Here is an 11242-nt window from a genome sequence, read left to right on the forward strand (position 1 = left end):
GTTCAACCCATGATCCGCCTGCCGTATATCTGTGCCCCTTTAATGTTCAGGGGCCATTTCGCACAACGCCGTACCGCTGCGCTTCGAAAGGCACCGGAGCAGGAACGGTGAAACTCGTCTGGTCGCGCTTCGCGTTGTCCGATCGCGACGGCATTTTCAGCTACATCGAGGCCGAGAATCCTCGTGCCGCGGTTCATGTCGACGAACAGATTGCCAATGCCGCGCGGCGTCTGCTCGACTTTCCGGATAGCGGTCGGCCGGGGCGTGTCGCTGGGACGCGCGAGTTGGTCATTCCGCGTACATCTTATGTCGCGGCGTACCTGGTCGACGGCGATACCGTTCGCATCTTGCGCGTGCTCCATGGCGCGCAGATGTGGCCCGACGAACTTACCAACGACGATTGAGGCGGCTCTGTATCGTGCGACCAGCTGGGCGGGCAAGTTTCGATTTATTGCCTATATCGTAGGTTGGCTACGATAAGTACGATCAAACTAAATCTTCAAGCCTTCGTCTGCGTGCGTGCCGGACGAATAAAGGCCTTGGTCAGCGACTCGAGCGTGACCGGAGTTTTCGTACACCCTCGGTCGCTGGAAACGGCCGCTGCGCTGGATTTCAACCGCGCGGCATTTTTGTTGGTGTCTTTTTCATCTGGACGAGACGGCCTTTCTGCCGAGCGTTCACAGCACGGACTTTCGCCTCTAGAGGACGCCCCACGCCCGGTAGCGTCCCCGCCCGGTCGCCTCGCGCAGGCCGAGCTCGGCGACCAGGTTTTGGGCGGCACGGGGAGTGATCCCGAGTTCCGCCGCGATCATGCCCGCCGAGACGATCGGCCTCGTCAGCACGTAGTCGAGGAGAGCCGGCAGTTTTGAAGTGGTGCGACGGCCGGCGAGTTTTCGGGCGAGCAGGTTTCTGGTCATCAGCCAACGGTCGTGATCCTTGCGGCCAGACTCGGCGGCGGCCGTCATGGCCTCGAGTTGCACGACCAAACGCGCTGCGGCGTCGCGTGGCCGCCGGCGCTCACGCGGAATGCTTTTCAGCCCAGCATGCAGGCACGGCAGATGCGATCGCGTTTTGCCGCGGTCCCTCAACAATGCCGCGGCGAGCAGGCGGCCGAGCCAAGGCGTGTGCTCGAGTGGTTCGATCTCACCCCAGGCGTCGGCGGCAATCGCCCCCGCCAGGGTCGGCGGCAAACCGCGAGTCTGGTCGACCACATCGCGCCAGTGATCGAGGCGTTCCTCCTCATCCCAGTCGGGATCGTAGATGAGAGAATCCCGCTCCGGCCGAAACCGAGTCTCGGCGGCAAGCCTGCGCTCCGCCCTGGCGTTCGCTGCGTCGACCGCGTCGAAAGCGGCGGCCAGATGGGGATCGGTCTCGCGGACACCGAGGGGCAATTCGAGACCTACCTCCTCCCGCTCGGGGGCCTCGTCGATCTCAAAACCTCCCTCACCTTCCTTCCGGTTGCTCGTCTCCTGCTCTCGCTCGCCCCGCCCGCGGAGGCTGGAGAGCCCCGGAGCCGACAGCGCCCATTCGGGCTTCGCCTCGGCGATGCGCCGACGGGCGCGCAGCACGGCGTGGGCGCGAGTCAGCTCATGGGTGGGAGTGCGAACGTCCATGCCGGCGTCGTGGAGCACAAGGTCATCGAGGTGGACAAGTTCGCCGTCCAGCCACAAACTGGCGCAGGCATCGGTGAAGTGTGTCCGGCTGATTGCGCCGTCGCGGATTGGGCTTTTGGCCAGCCGCTCGTCGAAGCGGGCCACGGCATCCTCGGCGGCGGCGAGCGGCCCGGCGAGCTGGGCCCAGGGCAGCGGATCGGGGATTTTGTAGGTGGGCAGCAAGGTCCTGATAACCTTAATGGGAACCAGCGAAACGGAAGCTAACACGGCTTTCGCTTCCGTCATAGCGATGTCGGTTCCGAACCGTCCAGGATTGAATGCCTCGCAAATCAACGAGCTCTGGCGAACTCAAGCCGGGCTAGCCGCCGGTCGGCGCCAAACCGCCGAGAAGATGCGCTGCTGGTCAGCTCCCTGCCCTCTTCCGGACGCCTTCGGCCGCCGCCCGCGCTCAGATGTCCTCGTCGGTCAGGTCGACTGTCCGCACGGCCGCGCGGTCAAGGCTATCGGGCCGGCTTCCCCGGCGTCGGTTGGGTGGCTTCACCGCGAATCAGCGTTCATTACTTCTGCCACGCTCGGGCTGGCTCCGATAGTAGCGCTTGTCAGGCCGCCTCGATGTCGGTCTGCGGAAAATCGGCGCCCTTGAACATCAACGGTTCGCCAAGATTTCGGGCGCAGGCGTAGGCGAAACAGTCCCCGAAATTGAGCCGTGCCGGGTGTCGGCCCTTGCCGTAGCGGTCGTATGCTTCGAGCGCGATGCGGGCTGTTTCGGGCGCCACGTTCACCGTTTTGATTTCCATCAGCGCGAGATAGCTCTCGACCGCTTCGGCCGCCGCGGCGATCGGCAGATCGAGCACGCAGGCGATGGCAATCGCCGCCTCCCATACGGCCAGCGGCGAGGTCAACCGGGTTGTGCTTTGCTGCACGCGCGCCAGCAACTCGCGCGCCTCGTCTTCGTTTGTCAGCATCGCGGCGAGCGCCGAAGCGTCGATGAACATCAGGAATCCTCGTACAGGCCGTCGCGGAACGCCTTGTCAGCAGGCTTGCCGCTCTGCGGGTTGCCCTTCGCCCTCAAATCGCGACAAAACTGGACGCCCAGGTCGACCAAGGACGGCCTGCCCTGCTCGCGTTCGAGTTCATGGGCGAGCGCCGTATGTACGGCCTCGGTCAGTCCGATTTTCTTTAACGCCGCGACCCTGCGGGCCAGCGCGTCGGTCTCGGGATTCTTGATATGGAAGGCCATCCGGCGCTCCTCTAGCGCGCATCGTGTATCCCTATATAACATTCCGGATACACCCCGTGAAGGCTGGTCGTTCTCGCGAAATCTGATGGAGAAGCTCGTAAATGCGCACGGAGGCTGTAGATTTCTATGGTTAGCATTCTGTGAATGCCATCCTCCGGCCTTCCGGGCGCATTTTCCCATCAAGACCATGCCATCATCTGGACGGGGCTCCGGCCGAAGGACAACCTCGTCCAGGCTCCTGAATTCATCAGCGCGCGGATCGACAAGGGCTGGAAGGCGCGCGTCGGCGGCTGGACGGCACAGATTGTTGTCAGCTGACAACATCCATTTACTTGGTAGGCCCAGGCTCTTGTTGTCAGCTGACAACAGTCTGTGCGGCGTCCCCTATGGGATTACTTCCCCTGCGATCGAAACGCCTCGTCCAGGAAGCGATTCGCTGCGGCGCGCTCGCCTCGAACTCGAAGGTTCGCGATGGTATCTGGGGCATCTGGTCGCCAGGCGTCGAGATTGGATCCGGCCCCAGGGCGAGGTCGAACCGCTCACGACCGTGCCGGTTAAGGTGCTAGCCTGACTGCGCATTGGCTTCCCTTGCCGAAACAGATCGCATGTGCAGCCGATGAGGAGGCGTCCCGAGCTAGGTGGTAGGCGGTCTTGCGGCTGGTGGCCCGGGAACAGCGAGCGCGATTGACCCGGAATGCACTCGGTCGATTACTCTACGCTTGTTCGTTCGAATTGGCGGAGACGTGCTACCGTGCGGGCTTGCTTGTTCCCCTGGCGAGCGGCGGCCCAGCGAAGTGCCGCAGTGGGCGCCTCGGTCCACACTGCGAACGCCCGGCGCGCTGCTGGACCTAGCGAACCAACACCACAAAACCCCTTCGCTCGCCACCGGCTCCGGCGCTTCAACAAGACGGGGAGGGCGCTTTTCGAGGAGCCGCCGCTCCTGGGTATCGGGTGCGAGACCACCTCCATCTTAAGAGGGAAGCGATCCTCCTGGGCAACGGCTTGCTGGGAAACGGGGAGTAGAGATCCGCGCGCGCGGCATGGATTAACTGCTCGTCAAGCACCGGTGCACGCTGACTCGACCCCAGAAGCGAGGGGTGACGCGCATGGAAAGAGACCCCGGCGCATCCGCGCGATAGCAACACTGATCGGAGCAGCGGCTGGCATCGTACCGAATGACGCCTGGGGACACAGCCTCGCCGAATCGCGCTATAGTAGAAATTCGCTCCGCTGGCTGGGGCCATTGTTGTCAGCTGACAACAAAACAGGGCGACGCGGCCAAAAAGCCGCTGCTCGCCGTTACGCACGCCATCGAGCGTTAAGAACTCGTTAACCCTTTATTTCTTGCTCAAATCATAGAATCGTGGCCATCTCTCAAGACGGAGATTAAGCGTCTGACGCGCAGAAACCGTCTTGAGAAGGCAAATGGCGATCTTAGCGGAAGATTCGGTGACGATGAGCGAGACTGCGTCTGCGCGGATCTCTCGGCATGCCGGCATTCTTTCCGGTCAGCTGCGATCGCTCGCGACGACGCTTTTCCCGCCTTCAGCGAGCAAATCGCTCCGGTCGTTCACCTCAGGGGAGGTTGCGCGAATTGCAGGCGTATCCGACGGGTACCTTCGACAACTTTCTCTCGACGGACTTGGACCGACCCCGACGACGGGAATCGGTGGCCGCCGATCTTATACTCTGGCTCAGATCCATGAGTTGCGCGGGTATCTGGCCACAGCGCGTCCGCGGGAAGCATTGGAATTTCTCCCGCGCCGGCGCCCAGGCGACAAGCTCCAGATCATCACCGTCGCGAACTTCAAAGGTGGCTCCGCCAAGACGACGACAGCGCTGTATCTGTCGCAATACCTCGCCCTTGCCGGCTTTCGGGTCCTGGCGATCGATCTCGATCCGCAAGCTTCGCTGTCAGCAATGTTCGGGTACCAACCCGAGTTTGACATTGGGGCGAATGAAACGCTGTACGGTGCCATCCGATATGACGAACACCGCCGGCCCCTGCGCGAGATCATCCGGCCGACCTATTTTGACGGGATAGGTCTCGTTCCAGGCAATCTCGAGCTTATGGAGTTCGAGCACACTACGCCTCGAGCAATGGTCGAGCGGCGTGAACGCGGACACGACCTATTCTTTCGCCGCGTCGCCAGCGCCATCGACCAAGTTGCAGACGACTACGACGTCGTCGTCATCGACTGCCCACCCCAGCTTGGTTACTTGACCATGGGCGCGCTGAACGCGGCGACCGCGATGCTCGTCACCATCCATCCTCAGATGGTCGATGTCGCATCCATGAGCCAATTTCTCCTCATGACGTCGGACCTCATGTCCGTCATCGAGGAAGCGGGTGGGCGCCTCGATCACGATTTCATCCGGTATGTCATCACGCGTCACGATCCTAATGACGTGCCCGAAGCTCAAATCGTGGCCCTCCTTCGCACCCTTTTCGGATCGGATGTGCTCCAGGCCACAGTGTGGAAATCGACCGCGATCGCCAATGCAGGTCTCACCAAGCAATCACTGTACGAACTGGAGCGTGGCGCCGTAGGGCGGGGCGCCTACGACCGGGCATTGGAATCGGTCGACGCGGTCAATGCCGAAATCGCGCAACTTCTTAAGAAGGTGTGGGGTCGATGAGCAAACGTACAGATACCATCAGGGGTCTTTTCACCGCCCCGCAATCACCTGCGTTGTCAGCTGACAACATGCCCGGTGCCTTGCCGCGGGTCTCGTCGGGCTCGGTCCGCTCGTTGAAAGACACCTTTTCTGGAGTCGAGAAAGAGAACGAGGAGCTTCGCGAAAGGATTGCCTCCGGAGCGATGATCCTTGAAATCGACCCCTCGCTTATCGATCCGTCGCCGCTAGCCGACCGGTTTCGCGACCAGGATGATAGTTCGTTCGAGGCGCTCAAGCAGTCGATCGCACAGCGTGGTCAAGAGGTGCCCATTCTCGTTCGGGAGCATCCTGAAGCGAAAGGGCGCTACCAGAGTGCATATGGTCACCGCCGCGTCCGCGCTACGCGCGAACTAGGCATCTCGGTCAAAGCGATCCTGCGAGCGCTGTCAGATGAAGCGCTCGTCGTGGCGCAAGGGCTCGAGAACGCACCACGCGAAGATCTGAGTTTCATTGAGCGCGCCACCTTCGCGATGCATATCGAAGATGCCGGGCATAGCCGGTCAATCGTGCAAGATGCGTTGTCGATCGATCGAGCGGAGGCCTCGAAACTTCTTGCCGTGGCCCGGTCAGTTCCAACCGATGTTGTTCAAGCAATCGGGAAGGCTCCGAAAGTTGGCCGCGGCCGCTGGCAGTCATTCGCCGACCTGGTTAAGGATGCCGCCGCGCTCAAACGTGTCAGAGCGGCGATCGCTGAACCGAAATTTGCAGAACGAGAAACCGACGCCCGGTTTCTTGCAGCATATACAGCGGCGAGCCGTGCATCCTCCGCGGGGACGTCGAAGCCATCGGAAGAGAAGCCAGTCTTTTCCGCATCCGGCGACAAGATCGCGCACGTGCGTCACGCCGAGCGCGAATTGAAGCTTACCCTCGACAAGAATGTCTCGGCGACATTCGCTGCATTTCTTGTCGACCAACTCCCGACGCTGTTCGACGCCTTTTCCAAAACGAGCGGCGGTCAGGAAGCTAGCGAGGCCTGAAGGCCTCGTCCCGTAAACACGAACCAGGAGCAGACAAGGCAAAAGAAAAAGGCCCCCGAAACGGAGTTCCGGAAGCCCTTCTCTTCAAGTTTGGCGACTGACAGAGAATCACTTTCGCGAATCGCAGTCAAGAGTTTCTACGCGATTTTATCGTCGTTTCGGCGAGCAGGTTTCCTTTGCCCAGCTGAGGCAAAGACATGCAGTCACACTCTCCAACGACGCCTTTTGGGCGGCGATCGTTGACGCTTGCCCATGTGGCAAGCCAAATGATCGCAACAGAACGCCCTCCCGAAAAGATCGTCCACAAATGGAAGATCTTCCACGCCATCTGCACGGCCCGGCCGCGCCTTGGCGTGTCGGAGCGGGCGCTGTCGGTGCTAAACGCGCTCCTGACCTTCCATCCTGAGACCGCGCTCACAGGAGAGGATGACCTGATCGTCTTCCCGTCAAACAATCAGCTCAGTCGCCGGGCGCACGGCATGCCGGCGTCGACGCTGCGGCGTCATCTCGCTGTCCTGGTCGACGCGGGACTGATCGTTCGGCGCGACAGCCCAAATGGCAAGCGTTATGCGCGGAAGGACGATGCCGGCGAAATCGAGCTCGCCTTCGGCTTCGATCTGTCGCCGCTCGTCGTGCGCTCGGAAGAGTTCGAGAGCCTGGCGGCCGACATCGAAGCCGAAGCCCGCGCGCTCAAGCTCGTGCGTGAGCGGATCACACTGTGCCGGCGCGACATCGCGAAGATGATTGCAACTGGCATCGAGGAAGGCGTTCCAACGCGAAGGGCAGGGCAGGGGCCTGCGGATTGGCAGGAGGTGCATGCCGCCTTCCGCGCAATGGTCGCTCAGATTCCGCGCACCGCGACGCGCCAGGAGCTCGAGCCGATCGCCGACGAGCTGTCGCAACTCGCTGACGACGTGCTCAATCTTTTGGAAGCGCACATCAAATCCAAGAATCCGAGCGCCAATGAGTCCCATTCTGAGCGCCACATACAGAATTCAAATACCGATGCCTTAATTGATCTTGAACCTAGCCTTCAAGAAGGCTGGACGGCGGGAGCTGAGCCTAAACCTCAACCATCGCGAGTCGCCGAGGGTTCGTATCCATTGGGAATGATCCTCGGTGCATGCCCGGACATCGTCGATTATGCGAAGGGTGGGATTTCGAACTGGCGCGATTTCCTCGCCACCGCGGCCGTTGTTCGATCAATGCTGGGGATCAGCCCGAGCGCCTGGGAGGAGGCGCAAACCGTCCTGGGTGAAATGCAAGCGGCGGTCGTCGTCGCCTGCATCCTGCAGCGTGGCACCACGATCAGATCAGCTGGCGGCTACTTGCGCGGGCTGACGCGGAAAGCGGAGGTCGGAGAGTTTTCTCTTGGTCCGATCCTGATGTCGCAGATCAACTCCCAGCGCCACGAAAAGCGACGAGCGTGAGCCATGGGTGGACCTGGCTGGATGGGCTTCCGGCCGCGCAGCGATGTCGTTCGGCCCGAGAGGCGATGTTGCCTTATCCGCTGAAGAGTGCGTCCATCGATTGCACGTTTCAGCGCGCCAGCGTCAATCTGCGATCAACATCCCGACGCCGGGACCGACGCTGTTGATGCCGATCGTGCGCTTCGCTCGGGCGCTGCGGTGTCAGCGGCCAGGTCTTTCGGCATGGCTCCTGCGCGCCGCTGGACGAGGCCGGATCCGCCCGAGGGCTGCTGACCGTCGGGCGCCTCGACCTATGGCCGAACGAGTGCGACAGCAGTGTGGGGTCTGCTCCCCGGGCGTAGCGTGATCGCCACATTCGATGGCACGGCGCTTCGAGTCCGTTTTGGTCAGTTTGAGTCACGCACTCCGTCCGCAGGTGCGAACCGGGCGCGCTCACCCTCGCGGCGCAAGCCCCGGAGCCATCGTCCGCGATGCTCCGGCCGGATCGTGGACGCTGTTGCCCTCATCGAAGATCGCAGCATCGATGCAGCAGACGCGGAATGTCCAGGCATGCCAAGTTCGTCGGCAGGTGTTTGTCGACCTTGCGGCGGCGGCGAACTTCGACTCGCATCTGCTGCTCCCCGGACCCTTTGCGACGGGATATGCGGTCTTCAGCCGGCCTGGTCAGGACAAGCGGATCTTGTCGCCCGTGCTCTTGACCGCATGATGTGATGTTGCCGAGGGGCCTGTCTTCATTCCAACAGTTTTCACGACGGGCAGCCCATCTGCGTCCTCGATTACGGCTGGTCTGACCGAAGGACGGTCCCGCTGCGCGGGCCCTCGATCTTGTCCCCGCAACGGCCGTCCTCGACTTTCTTCCCCTGGCGCTGCGCGCCATTCCTCGCGAGACAAGAAAGTCGCTGCCGGCCGCCCTCCACTTCGTTTCGGCCCTTCAGGTGCGGGTCGATCGCCTCCGGTCTCACGACCGCCATCGAGGTCGCGATGGGCGCGGCCCGAGAAAACCAAGGAATGAGACAATGGCTACCATCGGCACCTTCACCTCCACGGGCAATGGCTTCTCCGGCGCGATCAAGACCCTCAACCTCAACGTCAAGGCCAAGCTGATCCGCGTCGAAAATCCTTCGGACAAGGGACCGCACTTCCGCATCTACTCGGGTAACGTCGAGTTGGGTGCGGCCTGGCAGAAGACCGCCAAGGACACCGAGCGCGACTACCTCTCCGTCAAGCTGGACGATCCGAGCTTCCCCGCTCCGATCTACGCCACCCTGACCGAGGTCGAGGGTGCGGAAGGCCTCCAACTGATCTGGTCCCGGCCGAACCGGGACTGAGCCTCCCAAGAGGGCTCCGCCGCGAGGCGGGGCCTTCTTCCCTTTGAACGGAGAGAAGATCATGACGGTCGACGTTATCGAGGAACTGCGCGCCGAGCTGCGCGACTGCCTGTTCAGCCCCGCGGAGCGCAAGGCGCTCGAAGCGCAACTCGCCGAGCTGATCCGGCAACGCACCCAGCCAACCACGTTCGGCGACGCATCGCCCGCCGATCAGCGGTTTTGCACCGCCGGGGCATAGCCCCGGCGTCGCTTTGTTCGCTCGAGCCAGTCAAACGCCTCGTCGGCTCTCGCGCTGTCGTCGAAGGTTTGCATCATCGTCTGACCGCTCGTGCCGATCCGGCCCCAGTTGCGGACCACCGCCACGCCGCCGAACAGGGTTGGCTGCAAGGACAGAAGGTAGAACCGCCGCATATTGCGGGCTGCGTCGACACGACGAAGATGGACAGGGTCCGGCGGAAGCTGAGGCATGCAGCGATTCTTCCGTCATCTGGAATCTGTGTCCAATTGGATTGTTGAATCGAACAAGGGCGATCGATTCATTTTCCTGATAGGTCGATTGCAGGTGCACGCGCGATCCCTCGATGGGGGCTGTTGTAGCGGCGCCGACGACGAGCATCAGCCATTTGGCGTGTCGGTCCGGCTAGATTCAGCTCCCATTCTGGCCCGTTCTCTGGCATTTTCGGTCCGATCAGAGGACGCCATGCCGAGCCGGATTCCACTCGACCCGAAACTGCCCAAGGCCTTTGACGCGACGCCGAACGAAGCGCGGAGCAAGGCACAGCTCGATCAGTGGTGGGATCGTCCCTACGGCCTCACCCGTCCGGATGGTCGCATCGAGGTTCGGTGCCTGAACGGCGGAGCATGGGACCGCTCGACCCATCTTGGCATTGCGGATGACTATGATGCTGCCTGCGCGTTGGCCGAAGCCAAGCAGGCCGAATGGCTGCGGTTCCGCGAGCACCCCCGTACCTGTCTTGACGAAGGCCGGGTCACGGTGATCCGGCAGCCGCAGCGGCCCGACGAGGAGATGCTGGAACTCGCTTCGTTCGCGACGGCGGAGGCGGCGACCGAGTACCTGCGCGCCAATTTCCCGGAACCATCTTCCTCGCGATAACCGCTCCGAGGGCATGGGGCGAGCCCCTTCGGGGACGGCTCTACTCGCGCCGCCAACGCGGCGCTCCCGGAGCCCGCGCGCGGTCTCCGCGCATGCGCGTGACGATCCTCTCGCGGGCCTCGGACACATCTTGCGATCCTCATTCAAGTCCCGGAGCCTTGTTTCCGGTAGAACCTCGCCATCTGGTTCTGACGCGCCGACATGCAGGCGTGCGTCGGTGAAAACAGCGGCCGCATCGCAGCGGCGGCTTGCCGGCCGTGAAGATGATCTGTTCGTCGGTTCGCATGCGCAGCTTCGTGCGGCATGATCAGCGGGCGGCGGGCGAGTTGCTTCTATCGTGTCCGCGACGAACCTGACATTTGCGAGGACTGGGTGAGCCGATCGACCTCCAAGGTCGCGTCGCCGCGGGCATCGATATAGGCCGCTGTCTCGGGATCGTTGATCGCCGAGAACGAGATCCAGGACGCCGCTTTCGAACCATTTGCTCGTCGCACCGCGGCCGCCATAAGCTTCGCGCATCTGGCCGATCGACTGGTAGAGCATCAGCAGGTTGATGACGTATTTGCGCCCGAGGGCGCCGCGCGTTTCTAACCGCCGTCCAGGTTTGGTGGGCGTCGGCTCCGACTCGTCTTCCCACACTATACGGAGATTGCGAGGTGGCGCTGCCTCAGAACGTGTTGGTTTGAACCAACACGGCTAGGGGCACACGCATTTGGCTTTCGTTGTCTTGCTTCAACTCCGGTGTGCGCCTGCCCAATCGATGCGAACTCATTTCGAGTGAGCGCCTCGTTCCTATGTGGCTCGGCCCACCTGACTCTTCTGGCAGGGGATTTTGTGCCTGGCTTTCAGGATCCTGCCGCG

General features: G+C 62.2%; 12 protein-coding genes and 1 pseudogene. 8 read left to right on the top strand and 5 right to left on the bottom strand.

Annotated elements, in window-relative coordinates; translation table 11 throughout:
* The first annotated feature begins 107 nt into the window (after window positions 1-107).
* Window positions 108-404 carry a type II toxin-antitoxin system RelE/ParE family toxin gene (locus AX729_RS32060; RefSeq protein ID WP_057198569.1) on the top strand — a complete coding sequence of 99 codons (297 nt, stop codon included), beginning with the start codon at window positions 108-110 and terminating at the stop codon, window positions 402-404.
* Window positions 405-698: 294 nt separating this feature from the next.
* On the opposite strand, the gene AX729_RS32065 is transcribed toward AX729_RS32060, so the two are convergent.
* The 3 genes from AX729_RS32065 to AX729_RS32075 all read right to left on the bottom strand — a co-directional run bounded on the left by AX729_RS32065 (window position 699) and on the right by AX729_RS32075 (window position 2853).
* Window positions 699-1898: an RHE_PE00001 family protein gene (locus tag AX729_RS32065; RefSeq protein ID WP_156457316.1), complete on the bottom strand. Its 1200-nt coding sequence runs from the start codon at window positions 1896-1898 to the stop codon at window positions 699-701.
* Window positions 1899-2212: 314 nt separating this feature from the next.
* Window positions 2213-2608 (bottom strand): type II toxin-antitoxin system VapC family toxin, encoded by a 396-nt coding sequence (locus AX729_RS32070; protein ID WP_057198568.1) that lies wholly within the window; start codon window positions 2606-2608, stop codon window positions 2213-2215.
* A complete protein-coding gene (locus AX729_RS32075; RefSeq protein ID WP_057198566.1) occupies window positions 2608-2853 on the bottom strand; it encodes a type II toxin-antitoxin system VapB family antitoxin in 246 nt (81 codons plus the stop codon). The genes AX729_RS32070 and AX729_RS32075 overlap by 1 nt, the downstream gene beginning before the upstream one ends.
* Window positions 2854-2997: 144 nt before the next feature.
* On the opposite strand from AX729_RS32075, the gene AX729_RS40165 reads away from it, so the two are divergent.
* The 6 genes from AX729_RS40165 (at window position 2998) to AX729_RS40785 (ending at window position 9505) form a co-directional block, all read left to right on the top strand.
* Complete coding sequence (locus AX729_RS40165; RefSeq protein ID WP_156402849.1) at window positions 2998-3171, top strand: hypothetical protein; 174 nt, start codon at window positions 2998-3000, stop codon at window positions 3169-3171.
* A gap of 1107 nt (window positions 3172-4278) precedes the next feature.
* Entirely contained in the window at window positions 4279-5493 is a 1215-nt protein-coding gene (gene repA, locus AX729_RS32080) for a plasmid partitioning protein RepA (RefSeq protein WP_057198565.1), read from the top strand.
* Window positions 5490-6509, top strand: a complete 1020-nt coding sequence (repB, locus tag AX729_RS32085; RefSeq protein ID WP_057198562.1) for a plasmid partitioning protein RepB — start codon at window positions 5490-5492, stop codon at window positions 6507-6509. Before repA ends, repB begins: the two co-directional genes overlap by 4 nt.
* A 197-nt stretch (window positions 6510-6706) precedes the next feature.
* Window positions 6707-7939 carry a plasmid replication protein RepC gene (gene repC, locus AX729_RS32090; RefSeq protein WP_057198561.1) on the top strand — a complete coding sequence of 411 codons (1233 nt, stop codon included), beginning with the start codon at window positions 6707-6709 and terminating at the stop codon, window positions 7937-7939.
* Between the two features lie 1016 nt (window positions 7940-8955).
* Window positions 8956-9267, top strand: coding sequence for a DUF736 domain-containing protein (locus AX729_RS32105; RefSeq protein WP_018273795.1), 312 nt, complete (start codon window positions 8956-8958; stop codon window positions 9265-9267).
* Between the two features lie 61 nt (window positions 9268-9328).
* Window positions 9329-9505 carry a hypothetical protein gene (locus tag AX729_RS40785; protein WP_197433729.1) on the top strand — a complete coding sequence of 59 codons (177 nt, stop codon included), beginning with the start codon at window positions 9329-9331 and terminating at the stop codon, window positions 9503-9505.
* Here the strand turns inward: AX729_RS40785 and AX729_RS32115 are convergent.
* Entirely contained in the window at window positions 9478-9735 is a 258-nt protein-coding gene (locus tag AX729_RS32115) for a WGR domain-containing protein (RefSeq protein WP_057196371.1), read from the bottom strand. The two genes, AX729_RS40785 and AX729_RS32115, sit on opposite strands and share 28 nt — an antisense overlap.
* Here AX729_RS32115 and AX729_RS40790 point away from each other — a divergent pair.
* Window positions 9734-10381, top strand: coding sequence for a hypothetical protein (locus AX729_RS40790; RefSeq protein ID WP_197433730.1), 648 nt, complete (start codon window positions 9734-9736; stop codon window positions 10379-10381). The two genes, AX729_RS32115 and AX729_RS40790, sit on opposite strands and share 2 nt — an antisense overlap.
* A 139-nt stretch (window positions 10382-10520) precedes the next feature.
* Here AX729_RS40790 and AX729_RS39145 read toward each other — a convergent pair.
* Window positions 10521-10978: pseudogene (locus tag AX729_RS39145) on the bottom strand (type IV secretory system conjugative DNA transfer family protein); the annotation flags it as partial.
* Window positions 10979-11242 lie beyond the last annotated feature (264 nt).

The organism is Bradyrhizobium sp. CCH5-F6, assembly GCF_001556045.1.
In the GTDB taxonomy this organism is placed as follows: domain Bacteria; phylum Pseudomonadota; class Alphaproteobacteria; order Rhizobiales; family Xanthobacteraceae; genus Bradyrhizobium.